The 22,099-nt window shown below is 44.5% G+C and carries 14 protein-coding genes and 1 pseudogene; 5 read left to right on the forward strand and 10 right to left on the reverse strand.

Annotated elements, in window-relative coordinates:
- From FEM33_RS26325 to FEM33_RS10680, 3 genes and pseudogenes are all read left to right on the forward strand, one after another.
- Positions 1–314: pseudogene (locus FEM33_RS26325) on the forward strand (cytochrome C peroxidase); the annotation flags it as partial.
- A gap of 383 nt (positions 315–697) precedes the next feature.
- Positions 698–2,599, forward strand: a complete 1,902-nt coding sequence (locus FEM33_RS10675; protein ID WP_161597099.1) for a TonB-dependent receptor plug domain-containing protein — start codon at positions 698–700, stop codon at positions 2,597–2,599.
- A gap of 106 nt (positions 2,600–2,705) precedes the next feature.
- Complete coding sequence (locus tag FEM33_RS10680; protein WP_229209030.1) at positions 2,706–5,132, forward strand: bifunctional YncE family protein/alkaline phosphatase family protein; 2,427 nt, start codon at positions 2,706–2,708, stop codon at positions 5,130–5,132.
- Positions 5,133–5,316: 184 nt separating this feature from the next.
- Here the strand turns inward: FEM33_RS10680 and FEM33_RS10685 are convergent, their stop codons facing one another.
- Positions 5,317–5,532 carry a RagB/SusD family nutrient uptake outer membrane protein gene (locus tag FEM33_RS10685; protein WP_201747730.1) on the reverse strand — a complete coding sequence of 72 codons (216 nt, stop codon included), beginning with the start codon at positions 5,530–5,532 and terminating at the stop codon, positions 5,317–5,319.
- A 445-nt stretch (positions 5,533–5,977) separates the two neighbouring features.
- On the opposite strand from FEM33_RS10685, the gene FEM33_RS10690 reads away from it, so the two are divergent.
- Positions 5,978–6,202, forward strand: a complete 225-nt coding sequence (locus tag FEM33_RS10690; protein ID WP_138279362.1) for a hypothetical protein — start codon at positions 5,978–5,980, stop codon at positions 6,200–6,202.
- Between the two features lie 406 nt (positions 6,203–6,608).
- Here the strand turns inward: FEM33_RS10690 and FEM33_RS26330 are convergent, their stop codons facing one another.
- On the reverse strand, positions 6,609–7,928 hold the full coding sequence (locus FEM33_RS26330) for a hypothetical protein (protein ID WP_161597100.1): 1,320 nt from the start codon (positions 7,926–7,928) through the stop codon (positions 6,609–6,611).
- Positions 7,929–8,293: 365 nt separating this feature from the next.
- On the opposite strand from FEM33_RS26330, the gene FEM33_RS10700 reads away from it, so the two are divergent.
- Positions 8,294–9,070: an IS5 family transposase gene (locus FEM33_RS10700; RefSeq protein ID WP_138279361.1), complete on the forward strand. Its 777-nt coding sequence runs from the start codon at positions 8,294–8,296 to the stop codon at positions 9,068–9,070.
- 428 nt (positions 9,071–9,498) lie between these two features.
- Here the strand turns inward: FEM33_RS10700 and FEM33_RS10705 are convergent, their stop codons facing one another.
- The 8 genes from FEM33_RS10705 to FEM33_RS10740 all read right to left on the reverse strand — a co-directional run bounded on the left by FEM33_RS10705 (position 9,499) and on the right by FEM33_RS10740 (position 22,094).
- Positions 9,499–10,317 (reverse strand): universal stress protein, encoded by an 819-nt coding sequence (locus FEM33_RS10705; RefSeq protein ID WP_138279464.1) that lies wholly within the window; start codon positions 10,315–10,317, stop codon positions 9,499–9,501.
- A gap of 725 nt (positions 10,318–11,042) precedes the next feature.
- Positions 11,043–13,931: a PVC-type heme-binding CxxCH protein gene (locus FEM33_RS10710; protein ID WP_161597101.1), complete on the reverse strand. Its 2,889-nt coding sequence runs from the start codon at positions 13,929–13,931 to the stop codon at positions 11,043–11,045.
- A gap of 85 nt (positions 13,932–14,016) precedes the next feature.
- On the reverse strand, positions 14,017–15,579 hold the full coding sequence (locus FEM33_RS10715; RefSeq protein WP_138279462.1) for a 3-keto-alpha-glucoside-1,2-lyase-like domain-containing protein: 1,563 nt from the start codon (positions 15,577–15,579) through the stop codon (positions 14,017–14,019).
- Positions 15,580–15,690: 111 nt separating this feature from the next.
- The gene (locus FEM33_RS10720; RefSeq protein ID WP_138279461.1) at positions 15,691–17,727 is read right to left on the reverse strand and encodes a glucosidase family protein; all 2,037 of its coding nucleotides are present in this window, start codon (positions 17,725–17,727) and stop codon (positions 15,691–15,693) included.
- A complete protein-coding gene (locus FEM33_RS10725) occupies positions 17,727–18,764 on the reverse strand; it encodes an SGNH/GDSL hydrolase family protein (RefSeq protein ID WP_138279460.1) in 1,038 nt (345 codons plus the stop codon). Before FEM33_RS10725 ends, FEM33_RS10720 begins: the two co-directional genes overlap by 1 nt.
- A gap of 28 nt (positions 18,765–18,792) precedes the next feature.
- Positions 18,793–19,599 (reverse strand): 3-keto-disaccharide hydrolase, encoded by an 807-nt coding sequence (locus FEM33_RS10730; protein ID WP_138279459.1) that lies wholly within the window; start codon positions 19,597–19,599, stop codon positions 18,793–18,795.
- Between the two features lie 61 nt (positions 19,600–19,660).
- Positions 19,661–21,142, reverse strand: a complete 1,482-nt coding sequence (locus tag FEM33_RS10735) for a right-handed parallel beta-helix repeat-containing protein (RefSeq protein ID WP_138279458.1) — start codon at positions 21,140–21,142, stop codon at positions 19,661–19,663.
- Between the two features lie 28 nt (positions 21,143–21,170).
- The gene (locus FEM33_RS10740; protein ID WP_139012055.1) at positions 21,171–22,094 is read right to left on the reverse strand and encodes a hypothetical protein; all 924 of its coding nucleotides are present in this window, start codon (positions 22,092–22,094) and stop codon (positions 21,171–21,173) included.
- Between the last annotated feature and the right edge of the window lie 5 nt (positions 22,095–22,099).

Raw genomic sequence — 22,099 nt, forward strand, 5'->3', positions numbered from 1 at the left:
GTGTGACAATGAATACCGACTGGAAAAATCCCCGGCTTGACAAGGACGCCGGCCGAGGTGCGCACAACCATTTTCCGCAGTGGCAGCATGCCTTCAAAACGAGTACGCTCCGAAATGTTTCCAAAACAGCGCCATATATGCACAATGGCGCTTATGAGAGTTTGCAGCAGGTGATGGAATTCTATAATGAAGGCGGTGGCGCTGGACTGGGCCTGCCAGTCCCTAACCAGACGCTTGCAACAGATAAACTCAGGTTAACAAAGCCGGAAGTAAAGCTGATTATCCTGTTTATGGAAAGCTTGACAGACCATTAAGAACATTCATGTTTCGCGCTACATAAAAGGCTGTCCGCAGATTACTGTTTTGGGCCACTTTTCTGTTTATTGTTGGATTGATGACCTTTGTACCGATCCATTCTATTGGGTCCTGTACGGAAAAATCTCAATAACTGCATCAGAACCATTCACTAAAAAATTCTACTGACATTAACCTTAACAAATTGGTAATTTTAAGGAAAGCTTTTCACTGAATAGAAGACTTAGATTTACCTGCCTGTATTTATTACTATTGGTGGTTATCTATGAAGAAATTCTGCTTTTGTTTTTTCATGTTATTTTCTGCGCTACCCGGATTTTGCCAGGAGCCTGATTCACTTTATGCTAAACTACTGGACCAGGTAAATGTCACGGCAAGCAGAGTGCAGCAGAAGACGTTGGAAACACCGGCTTCGGTATCGGTACTCAATGCCGGAACTGTGCAAACCTACCAACCAAGAAGCACGCCTGAGTTGTTGATGGGATCTGCTGGTGTTTTTGTTCAGAAAACAACACATGGAGCCGGATCGCCATTTTTACGTGGGCTGACTGGAAACCAGACGCTTATTCTTGTTGACGGCATTCGGTTGAATAACAGCACTTTCCGGTATGGCCCTAATCAATACCTGAACACGATCGATCCTTTTACCATTGACAAGATTGAAGTTCTCAGAGGCGGCGGTTCTGTTGCATACGGATCGGATGCCTTGGGCGGAACGCTTCAAATACTTACCTCCACCCCTGGATTTTCTAAAAAACCATCTGTTCACGGCAAGGCAGTCACTCGGTTTGCGGCCGGAAATATGGAACAAACACTACGGGCAGGAGTGGAGCTCTCCGGTCCGCGTGCTGCATTCTCCGGCGGAGTAAGTATCCGTAATTTTGGGGATTTGCTAGGCGGGGATACAACCGGTAAGCAGTCTCCAAGTGGATACAAAGAATGGGATTTTGATGCAAAGCTGGTTTTTGGATTAAGTGACGCTTGGACGCTCACGCTTGCCCATCAATCCGTTTTCCAAAAACATGTACCGCTTTTTTACAGATATAAACTGGAAAATTTTGCTTTGAATGAGTTTAATCCGCAAAAGCGTTCGCTTAGTTATTTTAAGATAAATGGCAGAACATCCAGTAAATGGGCATCTGAAATCGCGCTGACCGGATCATGGCAAACCAGCAATGAAGGCCGGCTCAGCCAGAGAAAAGGCAGCAACAGTCTGCGGACCGAAACCGATAAAGTTCAGACAACCGGACTGATCTTTCATATACAATCCGATGTCTCTGAATTCTGGAAAGCAAGTTCTGGTATTGAAATATACTATGATCTGGTAAAAAGCGACAGGATTGATCAAGCTGCCGGTTCTGGCCCGACCGTAAGCCGCGGACTTTATCCAGACAACAGTAAATACCTGAACTATGCTATTTACTCGCTTCATCAATTAAAGCTTTCTGATTGGCGGTTTTCATTTGGTGGACGTTTTAACGGTTTTCGGATCAAAGTGGCGGATAATGTACTGGGTGATGTGTCGGTAAAGCCAAAGGCTTTGGTAGCCAACGCTTCAGTCTCTTATTTGCTTGATAACCAGTCAAATTTCTATACATCTTTTCACTCTGGTTTCAGGGCACCGAATGTGGATGATATGGGAACGCTGGGCATCGTTGATTTTCGGTATGAATTACCCGCCTACGATCTCAAACCCGAAACTTCGTACAACTTTGAAGCAGGTTATAAATTCCAGTCGGAAGGCTTTGCCATGACCGCAGCTTTATTTCAGAATAACCTGCGGAACCTGATCACACGTGTGCAGGTTGCCGGGCAGAAAATAGATGGAATAGACGTATACCGAAAGGAAAACGTAGAGCGCGCCTATATCCGGGGAGCGGAACTGGAAGCAGCACATTCTTTCGGCAGTTACTGGAAAATTTACGGATCATGTGCTTATAATTTTGGAGAAAATGTCACCAAAAATGAGCCGGTCCGCCGCATACCGCCCTTAAACGGTAGATTTGGATTAGAGTATCGCCGAAATCAATGGTATGTGCGTCCGGAAACCTGGTTTGCAGAAAAGCAAACGCGATTGGCAGCAGCAGATACCGGAGATAACCGCATTCCCAAAGGCGGCACGCCGGGCTGGGTTGTGGTGAATTTAATGACTGGATTTGAAACAAGACATATTGCTGTAAATGCAGTCGCCCAAAATCTGGGAAACAAGGATTACCGTATGCACGGGTCGGGAATCAATGGCGTAGGCCGAAGCCTGTGGCTTACTTTGACAGGAAAGTTTTAATTATTTTTTATTCTACAATATCCCGTAATTCACCATGACAAAAAAATTCAAGCTCGGACTTTGCTTGCTGATTTGCAATGTTCTCATCTATGGATGCAAGAAAAATATGGGTTCTTCACAGCAGCGTGAGGAGTTAGCCATTGTTAAAGAACTTTCTTCTAAGCGTATCGGCTTGCCCAATGGCTGGTCACTAACACCGGTTGGCAGAAGTCTGGACCTGGATGATTTGCCTTTGAATCTGGTGGTTTCTCCGTCGAAGAAATATCTGGCCGTTATCAATAACGGGCAAAGCACACAAAGCATCATCTTAATTGATGCAGCTTCGGAAAAGGTGCTGGATTCTGCCCGGGTCACCAAGTCTTATCTTGGTTTGGCATTCAGTCAGGATGAAAAAACAATTTATGCATCAGGTGGAAATGACAATACGATTCTGTTATTCAAAATTGAAGACCAGCAGCTGGTTCCCGCTGAGCCAATTATTCTTGGTAAACCCTGGCCGGTTAAAATTTCACCTACAGGGATTGCTGTTGATGATGCTCAGAACAGGATTTATGTAGTAACCAAAGAAGACAGCGCACTTTACATTTGTGATTCTCAAACCAAAAAGCCGATTGGCAAATTGAATCTTGGTGCGGCAGCTTACACGTGTCTGCTTTCCAATGACAAAAAGGAACTTTACGTCTCGCTCTGGGGCGGATCGCGGGTAGTAATCGTAAATACAGAAACGCAAAAAATTACTGCTGAAATTGCTACCAACAAGAATCCCAACGATCTGCTTTTAACCAAAGATGGTAAATACCTGTATGTTGCCAATGGCAATGACAACACGGTGGCGCTTATTGACCTTTCCAGACGCCAAATTTCGGAAACTTTGACCACGTCTCTTTTTCCGGATGCACCTGTCGGAACTACTCCGAACGGGCTCGCGCTGAGCGAGGATGAGAAAACACTTTACATCGCCAATGCAGACAATAACTGCCTTGCCGTATTTGACGTAGAAACGAAAGGACGCAGTCACTCCATTGGGTTCATACCGACCGGGTGGTACCCGACCGCAGTGAAAACGATCGGCTCAAAAATTTTTGTTACCAATGGAAAAGGGTTTTCTTCCAAGGCCAATCCCAAAGGTCCAAACCCCAATCTGTTAAAAGTTCCGCAGCAAATAGGGCCTAACCCGCAGGCTTACACAGGTCGGGAGCAGTATATCGGAGGCTTGTTTAAAGGCACTTTGTCGATCATTGACGCGCCCTCGGCTGAAGCACTTTCCGCTTATTCACGTGTCGTTTATACCAATACACCGTATACTAAAAACAAGGAATTGAATGCGGAAGGGGAAGCTGGAAATCCGATTCCGATGAAAGTAGGAGACAAGTCGCCAATCAAGTATGTTTTTTATATTATCAAAGAAAACCGGACTTACGATCAGGTTTTGGGGGATATGAAAGAGGGGAATGGTGACGCTGCACTTTGTTTATTTCCGGAAAAGGTGACGCCCAACCAGCACGCACTGGCCTGCGAGTTTGTATTGCTTGATAACTTTTATGTCGATGCCGAAGTAAGTGCTGACGGGCATAACTGGTCATCGGCGGCTTATGCCAATGATTATGTGGAAAAAAACTGGGTGACAAGTTATGGCGGTCGGGGCGGCACCTACGATTATGAAGGCAGCAAGGAAATTGCGCATCCGCGGGATGGATTCATCTGGGACCATGCCTTGCGGGCGGGTGTCACTTTCAGGAGCTACGGCTGGTTTGCCGACGAAGGAAAAGCAAACATCAAAACACTGGAAGGAAACTATTGCCCAACTTTCAAAGGCTACAATCTGGGCTATATGGATATTGACCGTGAAGCAGCTTGGGAAAAAGACTTTGATGAGCTGGTTGCAGGCGACAAGCTTCCAAGATTAAATACGCTTCGCTTTGGAAATGATCATACTTCTGGTGCCAGCGTAGGCAAACCGACGCCCTTTGCAGCAGTGGCAGATAATGACCTTGCAGTCGGACGTTTTGTTGAGCATCTTTCCAAAAGCAAGGTCTGGAATGAATCGGCTGTGTTTATCCTGGAAGACGATGCCCAAAATGGCCCGGACCATGTGGATGCACACCGCTCCATTGCTTTTGTAGCAGGAGGTTTTGTAAAGAGAGGCTTTGTAGACCATACCATGTATTCGACCTCGGGCATGCTACGTACCATGGAGCTGATCCTGGGCATAAAACCCATGAGCCAGTATGATGCCGCAGCTACGCCAATGTGGAGGTGTTTTAACAATACAGCCAATCCGGCAGGTTTTACATCCAAAGAAGCAGGCGTGGACCTCACCCAGAAAAACGTAGCTATTAATTCCAATTCGCGCCAATCGGATCAGTTTGATCTTTCTGTGCCCGACGCCATTGACGACCTGATTTTCAGCCGGATCGTATGGCAAACAGTTCGTGGTGAAAAGAGCATAATGCCTGCTCCTCGCAGGGGCGCCTTTGTGAAACTTGCAAAAGGAGGAGATGACGACGAGGAAGAAGAATCTGACGAAGATTAATCAATGCTGATTATATCCTGAACATGTCCCGGCTTCTGATTGTTTTAATTCTTTCCTGTACGTTAATGCTACGGTACTGAAATTGGTAACCATAACCAATAAAAACGACATAATTCAAAGCCCTGATACAAAAAAGGCTGTCCGGAACAAGATCTCCAGACAGCCTTTTTTTCTTGTTTTAAGCTTAATAACCTTCGTTCTGATACATTTTTTCAGGATCCAGTTTGTACTCGTCAAAAGGAATGGGGTAGTACCTGTCCTTTGGACCGAAATTGGATAGCTTGGCAAGGCCAAAGCTGGCCTGATCCTTGCTTTTGAAATAGGTTACAAGTTCCTGAGTTGTGAAAAAACGCAGCAAATCAAACCATCGTTTGTCAAACGTTATAACTCCACAAAACATCAAGGTATCGGACGTAAAAAACCAGTAAATCTTTACCTGAATGCAGCTTGAATTTAATTATCAATGATCAACTGATGGTCTGAAAAGTAGGGAGTACTTCAGTATTGATCAATACAGGAACACTTAACAGGATATCTACTATCGACTTTATGGCAAATCGCTTGATGATATGCCTGTACCCATGTACAGGTAAGTAAAAACTAATTTCTTATTTTAAGATTATTAATGGTTTGTTAACTTTGTATTCTTTCTGACATCAATTGAAATTTTTATTGAAGTGCTTTTAATCACAATATAAAGAAGGTTTCTGGTAGTGATTCAGTATTCTTATTTGATTAAACATGAAAAAAGCCTTCAATTTGTTCCCTGACTGTACCGGAGTTCATACAAAAGCTGAATCTAACGGCTATTTTTTGCCGTTTATGACCACTGTATCTCCAACAATGTGCCCAGTGGAGACCTGGCCTTTATCGAACAGCGTGCCCATCCTTATACTGCTTCTGAACTAGTTTCGATCAACGAAAAATACTTCACTTCATTGTCCAAAGCGAAGGCGTACGTTAATGACCACTTTTTTTCAGGTGCAGAATACTTTTCTTTGGCACAGTCTGAGCATGCCGAAAATATACTGTACACCCTTGTTGACAAAATTACTTACCTGATGGCTTGAAAATGGTTGTGAATCGAAGGAAATTAATGGTATACGAAAAGATATTGACAACTGAGACGAGAAATAAGGTAAAAATAATTGTCAGAGGCTATTATAGGACTGATCGTTGATGTAGAAACCTCAAAGTTGTAAACATCCCTGATCTGGTCTTCAATGTTAGTAACGCTCATTCGTTTGGCATACAAGGATACAATTACCTCTTCGATGCCATCCACCCTATTCTCCCCACTTGGGAGCGATTATAGGCCGGGTCGCCAGTGCGATTGAAATTAGCGTCGCGGTCACAGGGAATACATATAATTTCCAAATACTTGATTACGCATTTTCAATAACACACGCATGGCACTATGTTTAAAAAACTTATGCTAACTAACAATTGTTGCATTAGCTTGAGCATTCTCATTACTTACTGGATAGATACAATTTCACCGAAGGCTTCACTGGTTTGCATAGTTGTATCATGATTTGTTACAATAACGTAAACTTCATAGGTACCATCAGTAACTTCTTTTGTAATAGAAAACCGTAAATAAAATTGATTGAAGCAGGAAGCATGGATTCTGCCGGGTAAACTGGTCAGCAAATGCTCTTCTTTTGTTTTACGATTGATCAATTTTAGTTTAATATCTTCGGCATTAGGCTCTAACTGGATGTTTGCCAATATATCTTGGTCCCTCGCTATTATCTTGGTTTCTTTGTAGTAGCTGCATGCATTATTATTAAGCAAGTTTGACTGCGATAGGGACTGGATGTATGGTTGCGATGAAGAAGCAAGAAAATGAAGGTTGAAATGCCTGGGGTTCAGGATTTCAGTTATTTCATATTCTTTGGAGTTAACCAGGATTTTTGCACTGTAATCACCAAACGGCAAATCGGTAGGAACTGCGGCACTCAGACTATTATCATCAATCCTTTTTAGTTGAATGCTTCTTGCAGGCATAAAGTCGTTGAAAATTTCCAATTCGTAATTATTATTTGGTAATATGTTGTAACCTGTAACTACGAGTGACGCATTAGCAACAGACGCTTTCCAATCTGATGGGAACAATCCTAGCTTTCCATAAGTAATTTTAAGGATGGAAGGAAATTCAGCCTGTCTTTCTCCTACCTGAACAATTGGTGTATAATTTCCGACTGTCGAATTCAAAGGTATAGCGATTGCTAGTCTTTTTACTCCGTTTGTATCTGGCAAAATCAAGCCGGAGGTTCTGGTAATCTGACCGCTAATCGTATTTCTTAAATTAACAGGTATATCCTGGAAAAGCATTCCGGAATCATTTGAGAACGGGTAAGTGCCAAGATTATTCATATATATTTCGGCATATGCATTTGGTTCTATCTTTACCTCAATGTTTTTGGGATTTCCGGTAAATTCGAGAGGTACTGACGGCGAGACATGGATATAGAAATTAGATGCACCATAGGTATCACTTTCAACAACAATTTCCACAGATTGTGCTTCAAATGGTAATCCCTGGCTAAGATCCGTGGCAACATGGAATTGGTTATTCAATTGAATTTTGGGCCGAATCAAATTACCATACGGATAGTCCACTGGCAATTTCACAAAAATCTGATTATTGAAGCGTTTAATGTTTTCATCACGAACGCCATCAATGTTAATTTCTTTAACTATCGAACCAATGTCGCCGTTGTAAGGATCAAGGTCTAATTCATCTTTACAGCCCAACACAATAATCAGGAAAAAGGGCAGGAGATTTTTCATTTTGCTAAAATGAGTAGTGGAAGTGATTTGCGACTGACTTACAAGGAGATGTCACCTTAAATCATAAATTCCAAAAGAGCACCCTCCTGAGTATTTTCTAAACGAAATTAATAGCGCGTTATTTTAAAAACATCAGCTACCAGCAAATTGAATAAATAATTAGCATTTGATGAGCGATTTTAATAATAGTCGATTATGATGGTCCCGCAATGTGGACCTGAATGCGAGCGATGCCCTTCTGATGACTGGCGAGAACAACCAGATACTGAATCATCTAAATATATAAACGAAAAAGTTAAGAACGTGTTTGGGATTTGGGAAGAAAGGGGATCGTACCATCTTTGCAGTGACCAAACATTCAAGACTTGACTAAACAGTATGTTAGACTGACCGATCCCCAATGGAGCGCAATTTCGGGATTTTTGAATTTAAAAAGAAAAAGGAAATACGAATTAAGATCGATTATGGACGCCCTTTTGTATGTTGTCCGAACGGGCTGCCAATGGAGGAATCTCCCTGAGTGTTTTCCAAAATGGCAGTCGGTGTACTGGTATTTCAGCCGATGGAAGAAGCAAAATCTTTTTGCTGAGATCAATTGTCTTCTCAATCAAGTTGATAGGAAAAGAGAAAACAAGAACGAGCATCCATCATCTTTGTGCATTGATAGCCAGAGCGTTAAATTATCTCCGATGATTTTTGAAAACCGTGGTACGGATGCAAACAAAAAAGTGAATGGACGAAAACGACAGTTGTTAGTTGACACTGATGGAAGAATATGGTCTGTCCATGTTCATGCCGGTAATGAACATGATGGTCCCGCTGCGTTATATCTTTCTGCTGACATTCTTTGTCAAAATCAACGTCTTCAAAAAATTTATGGAGATCAGGCATATAATGGTGTTTTTGCCCGTAAAATGCAGGAGTTCGGGATCGAATTTGAGAAGGCATCTCGTCCAGAATCGGCAAAGGGTTTTGTTCCTGTTGCAAAGAGGTGGGTTGTTGAACGTACCATTGCTTGGACGAATTTTTTCCGAAGAATCGTGAAGGATTATGAATATACCGTTTCTTCTTCTGTCGCCTGGATACTTCTGGCAAATATTCAACTGATGTTACAACGAATTAAACCGCCTCTCCAAACATAATTCCTAAACAAGCTCTTAGACACTTCTAAAAAACTTTGATACGTGGATTAAGTACAAAAGCTTAGCTTGATCAACAAGTAATTAGTTGAAAAATAAAGTTCTGGTTTAAGACTTATGTAATGTTAAAAGATAAATCTAGTAATAGTACGGTAGAGGTAAGTAAATATTTTATTTAACATAATGTCAGTTATACAACAAGTAAAATACATGAATTTTTATAGAAAATATTCATAATTACATGATAACTATTGAAATTTGTTAATATATATCTACTACGAAGATAACACTATAATAGCTATTTGATTTCTAATAATCAACATGTGATTAATTCTTAAACTGTAAACCTAATTCAGTAACATACGCTTCTTGAATATCTGATTTCTGGGAATACTTTATGGTGCATACCTATTTGCCAAAGTAAGCTTTTGTTATTTAAGATGAAATACTAGCAAGGGAACATCAGTTTCCACCACTAATTTTTTAGTTATACTTGGATTGACAATGTACTGTTCCCAGAAGCCTCTTTCCCGGGTTGAAACAATCAGCAGATCAGCCTCGACCTGTTGACAATACTTTTTGATGCCCTCAATGACACCACTTTCTTTTTGAATGACAATATCACTGGCCGAAATATCAAGTTCATTGATCATCTGCTGAACATACTGCTCATCCGGCTGGATATTAGGCTGCTCTAACGAACTGATTTTGATAAAGGTCAGTCTGGTACCTAGCTGTTCTGTTAATCTTTTTACCTGATGTAAAATATTGATTTCCTCGTATTCGAGCTGTGTTGCATATACCGCCCGTGTAAACTTAATAGTCTCTACCTGAGAAGGTACAACCAATACCGGACAGTAAGCATCCAGCGCAATACCGGTTGCTGAACTGCCGATCAGCTTATCCATAAAATTTCCTTGTCCGGTCCGGCCGATTACAATAAGATCAGCTTTGATTTTCGAGGCCTGACTCAGGACCGATGTATGAATTCCATTAGATTCCCAGATTCCTTCTGCCTGGTAGCCCTCTATCTGCGCACCAATTACATATTCATTCAATAGTTGCTTATAGGAATTCTCCATGTCATCGCACACCTGCTCTGTACTTTCGGTTACTGGAATGGCAATGTTGGTTTGATAAGTATGCATAATAGCAAGTTCGGCTCCAGTTTTCAAAGCAATTGCTTTGGCAACTTGGATAATATGCTGTGAACTTTCAGAGAAATCTATGGGGATCAGTATCTTTTTCATCGCAAATGAAAGTTAAAGTAAAGTTCTGACTTTGCATACCAGCAATGGCATGTGAAATTTTAGAAGATTTATTATCAAAACAGTGACCCTGCTCAGATCACTATGTATTTTGAGCTTTGCAGCTTTTCAAGTTAATGAGATATAAGAAATCATTAACTTGCAAACTACCCGTATTAAGGTAACGTTTCAAATCTGATACCTGTTCCGCGTTAGGAATCAAGACCAGGCACTTGTTCGCGCAGTAAGCAAAACATCACACCGCTATTCGCTTCCTGAACAGTATCTTAAATCGCTTTTGATACCCATTGAAAAGGAGTTTACTAAGCAGGTATTCAGAAAACATTACAAAGATGTTTTCTTTGATCTGTTAAATATTGCTGGCCAAAGCTATATAGTTGTAACAGCTAGAATGGCATTAACTGGCTAAAAAGTAGAAGTAGATATTTCAGGTCTTTCGTTGAGCTCAGGGGTTTTTGTGCTGAAAATCAGGTCAGAAGCTGCAATGGAAGTCATCAAGTTGCTGGTTACGAACTAACCGGAATGTAAGGATTATCATCTTTTAAAATGAAAATATAAAAGCCGAGCACAATTTAAAACAAGCTGATTCTCTTACTTTCAAACTTAAATACTAAAATAAATATATGAAAGTTAGACAATTTTTCAATATCATTGATTTTGGAGAAAGATGGTCTACATTAAAAGCTTCGCCCAGGCATTTTCGCATCTCAGTTTCCCAGGTCACTCAGGTACCGCAGCAAATCGCGTAGCTCCTCCTCTGAGTAATTATCCACCAGTCCTGACGGCATAAGCGAGCCGGTTTCCGTTTTGCTGACAATGATCTTTTTACTTAATACCTTCGGTTTTCTGGATTCCGTAGTTTCAATTTGTATTTCTTCCGCATTCTCAAAAATCTTGATCCCCTGGATCAGTTCGCCGGTTTTCGTTTCCACCGCCACCCTGTTATAGCCCTCTTTCACATTTTGATTGGGCCAGAGCACTTCTGAAATGATCTCCCTTGTAGAGAGACCTTTGCCAATAGCTGACAGATTGGGACCAATATTCCCGCCTTTTCCATTGATTGTGTGGCAGGATGCGCAGCTGGGATTAGCCATGTAAATCGCCTTCCCTTTTCCGGCATCTCCGGCTTCTTTAACTTGTTTTGAAAGCTTGTCCACATATTGCTGATCATAGTTTCTGGTCACAAGGTTTTTCACACCGGCCTGCTTGTTGAGCAAAGTTTTCAGCTCCGCCGCATTGATCCCTTTCACGGCAAGTACTTCCAGCATGAGTCCTGCCTTTTCTCTGGACAAGCTTTTTGTGGCTAAGGCTGTGGTGAGTGAGGCTATGCCACCCTTGCGTTCCAGAACCGGAGATAGAATTTCCTTGAATTCCGCAACCGAGCCGCCAAAAATACCAATTTCGTTGAGCGTGGCCTGGGTAGCGAGGCCAATATCCAGCATACTCAGGCTTTGCAATCCTGCAAGCCGGATCTGTCGGGGCGTTTGCGGATTTTTGACTAGTTTTTGTAAAATCGGTAAAGCTCCCCGCCCGTTCAGTTGTGCCAATGTTTGCAAACCTTCGGCGCGGAGAGACGCATCCTTTTGTCCATTGGAAACTAACGTTTGTATCGCTGGTGCAAGCGGTTTCAGCTTCCAGGCCCTGATCAGCCGTACCGCCGATTTGGCGACTTCTTTGTTATCCGGTCCCTCAAGAATGCTTTTTAATCTGTTCAATGAAACTTGCGTTACAGGCCGAGGTTCGGTCTTGGCAAGATGATCGAGCAAAACGGCATCATCGGCTACATTTGCAGGTTTTAGCACAAATTCAATATCCGAAGGTCCGCCCACCTTTGCCAGACTGATCAGCAAGCTTCGTTTTACTTCTTTTGACAACTCGTCCGAGATCAGTTTACGGTACATATCGGCAGTATACCACGTCGGCGGAATGACGCTTACAATGTAGGCCAGATGTGCGGGGTCTTTAAATGCAAGCATACCTTTTCTTAAAGCCGGCTCCCACTCCTGCTCCAATGCATAAACCGTTTTTTCCAATGCATAACGGATAAATTTATCAGTTGGTAAATTAAGTATCTGGCCAGCGACAGCCATAGCCTCCGGCCGGTGTACATCACTGACAGCCACGAGCGCTTCAAGCCGCACTCTTGCCACGGGATCGTTGATCAGCGGCTCGAGAATGGCCAGCGGATTTTCCAGACGGTCGGCCCAGCGCCCGGCAACATGCGCGGCGTAGCCCCTGGCGCCCGGTTCTTCGCCTTTTGCCAACCTTTGCAACAAATCTTCATTCACGATCTCGTGGCTTTCATATACATGGATTGCTTCCAGCAAATGATGTTCAAAATCTGCGTCCGCCGGGCTGAGTTTCGCAACCCAGTCAGTCAGCGGCTGGCTTACTTCCTCAAACGGGCGTTCGGCGAGAAGCTTTCTTACCTGGTATCGAACCCAGTGTTCTTTTGATTTGAGGTGATCGAGTAAGGTAGGAACAGATTGTCCGGTGAGTACCGGAGGTGTAAGCAACGGTCGGCCAGTGGCTGTGATCCGCCAGATCCGTCCATGCGTTTTATCACGGTCGGGATGTCGCATGGAAGCCTGGTAATGTCCAATAATCGGGTTATACCAATCGAGCACATACATTGCACCATCCGGCCCGATCTTGATATCGATCGGGCGGAAGCTGCGGCTGGACGAAGTCAGTATCGGGTCCAGCAATGTGGCCCTGTAGCCGGATGAATCCTCTGCCACGCGCATCCGCTCTACTTTGTTGTTATAATAACCGGCAATCACAAAATCGCCCCACAGGTCTTTGGGTAAATGTTTGGTACGGACAATCTCAATGATTGAACCTTTGATTACCAGCTCTCCAATCGGCGGAAGCAATGCACGGTGGGTAGTGTTGACCATTCCCGGAACGGTATAAAAAAGCTCAGGATCATTGGCCTTGTGAAACATCTCGCCCCACTCGCCAAAGTTCATCCCCCAGGGATTTACGCTGGCCGTGGACCCGTCCAGAAATCCGTCGAGCCTGTTTTGCAATGGACGATACCTCCAAATCGAAGCACGATCCGCTTTCTTAATACCCCATGCCGTTTCAACCCGGCTGTAAATGCTGTGTCCCTGTGAAAAGAAAAGTTCGCCGCCCGGACTCCACAAAAAAGAATTGATCGTCTGGTGTGAATCGTGCGTTCCAAAACCGGAGAGCAATACCTTGCGGCTGTCTGCTTTGCCGTCATTGTCGGTGTCTTTGAGAAACACCAACTCGGTCTGCTCGCCGAGATAAACGCCGCCATGCCCAAGCTCAAAGCCCAGCGGAATGTTCAGCCCTTCTGCAAAAACCGATGAATAGTCTGCTTTCCCGTCCCCGTCTTTGTCTTCCAGGATCACCAGCTTGTCATTAGGATCTGAACCGGGCATCGGCTGCGGATAGGATGGGATCGTAAGTACCCACAAACGCCCTTTTTCATCCCAGCGCATTGCACAGGGGTCGGCGATTCCCAAGGTTTCCGACGCAAACAATTCAATTTTGTAGCCGTCGGCGATCTTGAAAGACGCCATTTCCGACTCCACCGAATTGTCGGGTTCGGCTGGCGCAACTGACATTAGATTTACCTGGGCAAAACTTGTGTAGGATAGTAAAAAAGCAAACGATATGAGGTATGATAGTCTTTGCATGAAAATAAATTTATCAGTTTTGTGTAACGAGCAGGTTTTGCTGTTCAAAAATGTGGTTTTCGGCTTCCAGGATTAGCGGCTGAAAACCTTTTACTTCTTCGGGAAAAATTCTTTTTTCGGTATTCTTCCAATCATGGCTGAAAGGCACCGTGGTGCGGTCGCCGCCCAGAAAAGCCCAGTTGCCGGGACGCCAGTAGCCAATCCAGAGCTGGTTTTTCGTCAAAATTTTTTTCCGTAAGGGTTCCAGTTTTTCGGTAATCCGATGTTGTATTCCCAGCTCCTGCACGATCACCTCAGCCGTAACTTTTTGCCCTTCCGGCGAAAGATGGACACCATTGAAAGTTAGCGAACCTGCCAGCGGAGACTTTTGCAGCGGGGTATACAGATCGATATATAAATAACCTTCCTGAGTAGCCAGCTCTCTGATTGCCGCTGCATACTTCTCAACCGGGGCATTTATCAAAGGGTTTTGTGCCAGCTTACCCTGCCTGGAATTCAGGTTTTCGGGTTCGAACGGAATAGGTGAAAGCAAAATAATACGGCGCTTTCCTGTTTTGATCTCGGAAAGGAGCTTTTTATATGCATTGATAAATTCAGGTAATGCCGCTTCTCCCCACAGGGATTCCATTTGTCCAAACTGAATAAAAGCAACGTCAGCCCCAAGACTATCTAGATTCCTGGACCATTTTCCAAAACCAACGTCCCTGAATTGCTCGTAGGCCGTATCTCCGTCCCAGCCCAGGTTCCAGATGTGGAGCCTGGTGTGCGGGTTTGCAGCCATGAGCAACGTTTCAAGGTAGCAGTCCTTGCGCATGTTCACGATATTGGTACCACCGGCAAACACAATCACTTCATTTTCTTTAAATGTCAGCGACGATGATTTGCCGAGTGGTTTGTTCATTGGAAGTTTCAGCTCTTTAACCAGCTGCGCTTCGGTTAACCCGGCGAGTTCCACCTTCGGGTTATGTACTAACGAATTAATCTTATACCGGACAGTCTGCGCGTCGCCGGAGTGGATTTGCAAGGCGATATATCCCGACGGGTCACCGCCCGGATCTTTCACAGATACTGCCAGTTTTCCATTGATGGCAGTCCAGATACGGTCGCCTGAAGCCAGGATTTCATATTTGTTCCACTGACCGGGTTTCACTGCCTTTTCACCCCGATCCGACCAATCGAGCTTTTCCCGTCCGTGTTCGTGGTAGAGCCGGCCCCATACATCCCTCCCCATATCAGCCTGATAACCAATTGACTGACCTGATGCGTCCGCTTTTTTAGACCGGAACTGGATCCCCGCATTGCAATCGTTGCATTCCAAGAGTACATCCACATTCAAATAAAAATCGGCCACTTTTACATCCGACCACAAAAACTGGTTTTTCTCCACTTTCTGCGTTGCCCGGCCTACAATTGCACCGTCTTCAACCGCCCAGTACTGCATGTTAGCGGCTGACCAGCCGGTCAAGTCTTTTTTGTTGAAAAACGCGGTATCCGTTTTTTTCTGGGCAAAAACCTTGCAACCGATCAGGAGTAACAACACACTTATTAGCTTGGAATTAATTTTAAATGCTTTCATGAATACATATTTATAAATTAATACAGTATGGATTAGTAGCTTGTATTCTACGTCAGTTCCGGATTGATGATGATTTCGCCTACCGGAATCAAATGATGCAGTTCTCTTTCGCTACCGTAGCAAGAATGCAACTCTGTTATGATTTTTACCAATTGTATTTACAATCAGCTTCTCGCCTTTGTAAATTTTTGTAATTACTTTATTATCCCCTGTGAGTTCCAGTTGTATTGATACAATAAGGTCACCAAGGTGGAGATTACGAAGCGTCAATTTCGGTAAGTGCTGGCTTAGTTGCGGAGTGATGCTAAATGAACAAAACCCGGTTTGTTCAAGTCCAAGCAGTCCTTCCAGAAAGATCCTGCAATACAATGCACTTTCCGCAGACAAATGCCGCATGTCGTTTTCAGGATAAGCCTCGACAGCATACGGTACATGATCACCTAAAAGCCTTTTCTGGGAAAATGACACAAGTTTTTCAAGAGATTTATCCAAAAAACCTGCTTTAAACAGCCCACGAAACATGTAAAGTGTACCTCGGTCCCAGAATACATCCTGACCCTTTTTGTCTGGATTGAGTTCTACCAGGATGCCATTTTCTGTCCACAATTTATCGAGCAACGCTGTTGCGGTTGCCTCGGCGCGGGTATTGATTCCCATGGCCAAAGGCAGGCAGATCCAATGTCTGAGCCGCTCGCTTCCTTCATAGTACCGGTATGTGTCAAGTCCCTCTATATGATGACCGAAATGGCTTTCAATGCTTTTTTCCAGATCTCGCCGATGTTGCTCATACTGTTTTGACAAGCTTTTGTATCCCAGCTCCTTTGCCAAGACGGAACCATATTTCAAGCCTCCGTAATAGAGCGAACTGGTTGCAAGATTGGCATCTCCGGTTGGGATTCGCCCTTCCATTTCATCTGTTTGTGAGCGTACAACTCCGTGTTCGTTTAACTTGCTGTGACAGTAAGCAAGCGACCATTCAACCAGTGGCCACAATTCTTTTGCTGCCTCCCGATCGCCCGTGCGCAGCAGATACAGCGATGTTCCGTAAGCTATCATAGCCGCGTCGCCCCGATCTTTATTGGAAGACTGGATATCACCTTCAATCTCGAAAGAATAGGGAATCGGATTGCTTGCTGACGGAATGTTTTGCAGGAATTTCCGATAAGCATTGCGGGCAGCGACAATGCCTTTTTCATAACCTAGCAAAGGAAAGAACGGGCCGCTGTATTCAACCTGATCGTTTGCCCAAACACCAAGGTAGTAGTTACCCCCGCCAGGGGAATGCACAAGACCCATTTTAGAATTGAAAATACTTTCAGCAGCCCGGATCTTTGAAAAATAAAACAATCTATCAAGTACATGATTACCAGTTTCCAAAACCAAGTTTTGGCGCATGGATCGAAGAAATTCGTTCCGCTCTAAAGCAGCCTTTTTGTAATTGAACCCCTCGGCTGACTCATTGTCAATGGCAGCCGCAAAGTATAATCCAAAGCTGTAAGACTCGTTTGCAGCTAAATCTATTTGCCCGCCCGCGTCGCTGTACACGTGAATGTGATATGCACCTTTGTATCCGTCGAGCGTCGTTTTGTAAGTTGTGTTGCCCGTTCTTAATTGTTTACTGTTTTTGCCAACATTCGTCAGCGTCCATTGCTCGACAAAAAGCCTTTCGGTCATGGAAGGAAACAATGTCCGGGTAAGCCTGATATCATTGACAGGTGTGTGATAAATAATCAGTTTCCCTTCTATCCCAATTGAATCAACTTCTTCGAAAACGATTGTTTTCTGGCCATCGGCAATACTTGGCTCGATCTCTGATCCGTAGGTCTGACGCAGGTAAGCCCGGTACTTTTGCCAGCTTACTCCATTGGTCCGGTCGTAGGTACGTAATTGTGGGAAAATGATATCGCGTTTAAGGGTAAGCTGGCGCTTTTTATTGATAGTATAATGGATAATCCCGGAAACATTGCTTCCCGACATTTCTATATTATCACCATGCGCAAGTCGCTGCTCACTGCTTACATTCCAGACGATACCGCCGTCAGCCGCTATTTTCCAGAAATCGGAGGCGGGCAGTGATTGTGCAAATCCCGAAGGAGAAAGGATATGCGCTACAAATACTATCGCTATGCTTCTGATTGAATTGATCATCACCAGTTTTTCAATTTTTTGATATAAGGTATTAAACCATTTGCCATATGCTGATGCTCTTTCAGGTTCTGGTGCCAGTCGCTGCCATTGGCATCAATGGACCCGAAATCAAAATAATGCACTTTCTTGTCGGCGGGCGCAAATCGGGACTGAACCGACCTGATATATGATTGAAAAGTCGATGTGCTGTCTCCCGGCAGGTTCGGCCCCGATGCACAAATGATATCAGCGTCAGAATATTGGCTCCGTAGCTTTTTTACAAAAGCAATGTAAGTATTGACAAAGAGAGCACTGTCAAGTGTTTTGACAAGATCATTCGCTCCAAGCTCAATGACAACCACATCGGGCTGATTGGCTGCATAATCCCATTGCGCATTGCTTCCGGCTACAATCTCGTCATACAATTTAGGCTGAACGAAATCTTTATTTCCATCATATGACTGGAGCATCCCAATACCCGATCTGCATATCGCCACGTAATTTGCATTCAACTTTTTGGCTACCAGCGCACCATAGGCCAGGTCCGCATTTTCGGTTTCGTATTTAAAATGTTCTTCCCGGCTTTTGCCCTCGTTTCCATAGCCGCAAGTCAATGAATTTCCTATGAACTCAATCGTCCTGGTAATTCGCGGCAATGGGTATAATGTTTTACCCGGGTCAATTATAAATCCTTCAAAAGTAGTAGTGCCGCCGTGCGACTCCGTACGCCGGGTGATAGTAATGCGATGCGCTTTGTCGGGAAGGTCGCGGGCAAGCTGGTAAATGCCGGACGAATCTGCTGATTCCAGCTTGAAGAGCTGATCGTCAATGCGGACATTGAACCAGTTACGCAGACTATCGTCCTTCAATTTAATAGCAATCGAAGTCCCCATAAAACCGGCACTGATCGTGCAACCGGAATACATAAAGCGTGGGTTAGCCCGATCCGAAAAATCAAATCTTCCCGTATAACGGATCGATTTGTCATCAGCGCGAACCAACTGTGTAGGTTCTGCAACAGGCTGAAGGAACAGCAAAAATAAAATGAACAGGATCATTACTGATATATATTAAAAAATTTGGCGTTCAGTTTAGCTTTTTTACCCAGATATTACGGACAGAAACCTTCGTAATCGCTTCAATTTCAATTCCGAAATACCCGGCTTCATTGTTGGACGATTTTTTGTCATCGTCAATCATCACAGACATGAGCTGTCCGTTCACAATATGAAGAAACATGCCGCCGCGCGCAATAACCGTATACTGGTTCCAGTCGTTGTTTTTAACCAGATTCGCCAGCGTTTCACTACTCGCAATGGTCCCCATCAGTCGTTTTCGCTTGTCTGAAAAACCTTCCACGACCTGTCCTCTCCAGGCCAGGATGCGCATGGGGGTATTTTCAGAATAAAATTGTCCCGTCCAGGGTTCGCTCGGCCAAAAATCCGCTTGCGGGCCGGTCAGCATCCAGTTCAGGTTCACTGGTCCGACATTTTTCGTCACCTCGGGTGATATGGAAGCCAGCCAGGGCAAACCCGATTTGCTGCGATATTGCATCCCGCTTCCCCCAGTGCCCGCCACTTTGATTTCAAATTTCAGTGTAAAATCTTTGGCCTTCATTCCCCGATAAACAATGTAGTTGTTGCCGCTTGGGTTTTCGGGCGTCGATTCACCCACGATGGAGCCTTCCTCCGCTCGCCAGAATTTCGGATTGCCGTCCCAGTCTTTCAGATCCTTTCCATTATAAATCGACACGTAGCCTTCATGGTCGTTAAAATCAATAGGAGCTGGTTGTGTAAAACCCCATTGAGCCCCGATTTCGGCATCAGATTTGATTTGCTGCCCGAAAGCAGCGCCGAGCGGCGGCAGTAATAACAGTGATAATACAATTCTCATAACGGGGTTTTTAAGCATTGATATAAAAAACAAGCACATTCTGGCAGGTACGATCATCTGATTATTTTTCAGTTCCCGATGGGTAATTGGGTTGGTAATTTTCAATGTGAATCACGGGAGGAAAATTTTCTTTCCACCAAAAGCTTTCCCTCTTTGTCCCTTTTGGAAATGCACCTAAATAATTGCCGCCTCCATCCTTTGCAGGAGAATCTTCTTTCAGCCTGAAATCACCTTCTTGTGGATTTACGAAGTGTGGATCAGCAAGGATTGCATGGGTGCCGGTCGTAGCGTAAACGCTGTCTTTAAGCCAGAAATGCAGGTAGATCGGAAATTCGGATTTGTTAGTATCCTGGATCAGGTTGCGGCTGATATCGATTTGCTGCTGGCTCGCCCACCTGTCAGCCATTTTGCTCGTATGCCCGATCTCAAAAGGGAAGTTCCGGGCGAAAATATTATTCTGGATACGAAGGTTTTTGAGTTTGGTTGAATACAAATAACAGCCTCCGCTCAGCCAGTACTGGGGATCGCCCGAAAAATTCTTTCCCCAGCCGTTCCGGTAAAACGTATTGCTATATACGTCAACTTCCTCCCGCAGGTTGTCCGCGCCCCATTTGGAAAAGAAAATCCCGGTAGCACGATTATTATAAATCAGGTTATGATGGATTTTAAGATTTTTAGTATTGGGGCCGTCCTCCGATGAAATGGCAATGCCGGATTCGCAGCCGTGCACCACATTCCTGTACATTTCGATGTGTTCGAGCTGACCGAACCAGGCGTCGATATATAACCCCTGGCGCTTGCAATCGTGTACATAATTATGGTGGACCGAGCCAAAAGCGGCGGTTTCTTTCACATCTATGCCTTCTTTTTCACAGTTGTAAACATGGTTCCATGCTACTTCGAAGTGGTGAGAGCCGGCTACACTGATCGCCTCATGCGGCGCTTCGTGTCCCTTATAAGGTGTCCAGCTCATTTTCATATCGTTAGCATTGATAACCGTGTTGCCCAGAATACGAATGTACTCACAACGCTGCCATGTGGCTATTCCCGGAGAAAGACTGTTTTCAGACGTACAATTGATCACGTCGATGTACCTGCTTTCCTGGATATTGATCCCGCATCGGTGTGAATTACGCACATGAATGTTGACCAGCCGTATATATGCAGCATGCTCGATCTGCACAAGACCATTATTGCGCGGATAAATGCCGCTGTCTGGAATATTGATTTTCAACCCGTCCAAAATAACTTCAGCACCCTTTTCTCCACGAATGGTTATCCAGCTTTCGGCGCTGCCTTTGGCAGTAATCGTAACGGGTGCTGTCAGATTGTACAGTCCGTCAAGCAAGGTAACTGTCTTGCCGGGTTCCAGCATGCCGACCGCCTTCTGGATTGAGCGCAGCGGCTTGTTCCTGGTTCCGGCGTTGGAGTCACTGCCCGAAGGAGAAACAAACACCTCCTGGGGTTGGGCAGTGGCTTTGAGCTTGTAAGGACCCCATGTTGTTATAAAAAAAAGGATAGCAATAAAGCGTGGTATATACATCGGATCGTATCAATTAAAAATAAAAACATCAATTGCGCTTCGCTCCCTGGTAACCAACGACAGTTTGCCGGGCGAGTCTTTGCAGGATGGCAGCCATTTCCTTGGACAGTTTCACAAAAGGCCGGCCATCCAGGTGCCGCAGTTCGCCGGGAAGTCCGACCGGGCTTTTTTCAAATAAAACAGCATAATGTATGCAGGCAGCAAAATAGCGTAAGGTATCGTTTACATGAATGTCGTCCGTAAACATTTCTTTGATGGAACGAATGCCCGGCACCTCTCCCCTGTCAATAGCGTCCGACAGCAGGCCCAGGCCTTGGCCCACCGGAATGAGTTGCATCCGCTGCCGGGGATTCTTGCTATTGAACTGGTTGACGACAGATTCCCACATAGGCAAATCATCTTTTAAACGCGTACGGAACGGGCTCGCATCCTTGTCATGCTCGCAGCCGGTAGGCGTGCCGCTGTTGATACAATGCCAAACCTCATATAGATATGGTTTAATTTCCGGGTTATATTTTCGCGCATATTGATATATACTATCCACATACGGATACGTATGCTGTACGACATTCCCCCAGCCTTTGCCATAATAGCGCGGGACGCTTTCGGTCATTACCAGATGTGTATACTGGCCCGAGGGAAGCCCGTCCTGCTGATCGAAAAACGGGCTTAAGTGAGCGCTTTTGTCAATATCCGCCTTGTTGAATATTCGCATCATTTCCCGATCGGTATGCTCTGGCAATTCCCGGTTCTCGCTTACTACAAACTGATTCCACTGGTGTCGCAACGGAGCACCACTGCTGCGTTGATGCGTAAAATCAAAACTGTCTGCACGGGTGCTTTTTGACATGCCCCATAACATCTCAGGAATACCGGCGCTCAGGCTGTGGCCCAGATAGGCGGCCTTGATCACCTGTTTTTTCGGTGGATTGGAATGGGCTGAGGATGGCATTCCGA

This window comes from Dyadobacter flavalbus, from assembly GCF_006149045.1.
GTDB lineage: Bacteria > Bacteroidota > Bacteroidia > Cytophagales > Spirosomataceae > Dyadobacter > Dyadobacter flavalbus.

What these genes read in the sequence shown, in the direction of transcription:
- FEM33_RS10680 (WP_229209030.1), top strand. Translation starts at nt 2,706, where the DNA reads ATGGGTTCTTCACAGCAGCGTGAGGAGTTAGCCATTGTTAAAGAACTT.
- FEM33_RS10685 (WP_201747730.1), bottom strand. Translation starts at nt 5,532, where the DNA reads ATGTTTTGTGGAGTTATAACGTTTGACAAACGATGGTTTGATTTGCTG.
- FEM33_RS26330 (WP_161597100.1), bottom strand. Translation starts at nt 7,928, where the DNA reads ATGAAAAATCTCCTGCCCTTTTTCCTGATTATTGTGTTGGGCTGTAAA.
- FEM33_RS10705 (WP_138279464.1), bottom strand. Translation starts at nt 10,317, where the DNA reads ATGAAAAAGATACTGATCCCCATAGATTTCTCTGAAAGTTCACAGCAT.
- FEM33_RS10710 (WP_161597101.1), bottom strand. Translation starts at nt 13,931, where the DNA reads ATGTCAGTTGCGCCAGCCGAACCCGACAATTCGGTGGAGTCGGAAATG.
- FEM33_RS10715 (WP_138279462.1), bottom strand. Translation starts at nt 15,579, where the DNA reads ATGAAAGCATTTAAAATTAATTCCAAGCTAATAAGTGTGTTGTTACTC.
- FEM33_RS10720 (WP_138279461.1), bottom strand. Translation starts at nt 17,727, where the DNA reads ATGATCAATTCAATCAGAAGCATAGCGATAGTATTTGTAGCGCATATC.
- FEM33_RS10725 (WP_138279460.1), bottom strand. Translation starts at nt 18,764, where the DNA reads ATGATCCTGTTCATTTTATTTTTGCTGTTCCTTCAGCCTGTTGCAGAA.
- FEM33_RS10730 (WP_138279459.1), bottom strand. Translation starts at nt 19,599, where the DNA reads ATGAGAATTGTATTATCACTGTTATTACTGCCGCCGCTCGGCGCTGCT.
- FEM33_RS10735 (WP_138279458.1), bottom strand. Translation starts at nt 21,142, where the DNA reads ATGTATATACCACGCTTTATTGCTATCCTTTTTTTTATAACAACATGG.
- FEM33_RS10740 (WP_139012055.1), bottom strand. Translation starts at nt 22,094, where the DNA reads ATGCCATCCTCAGCCCATTCCAATCCACCGAAAAAACAGGTGATCAAG.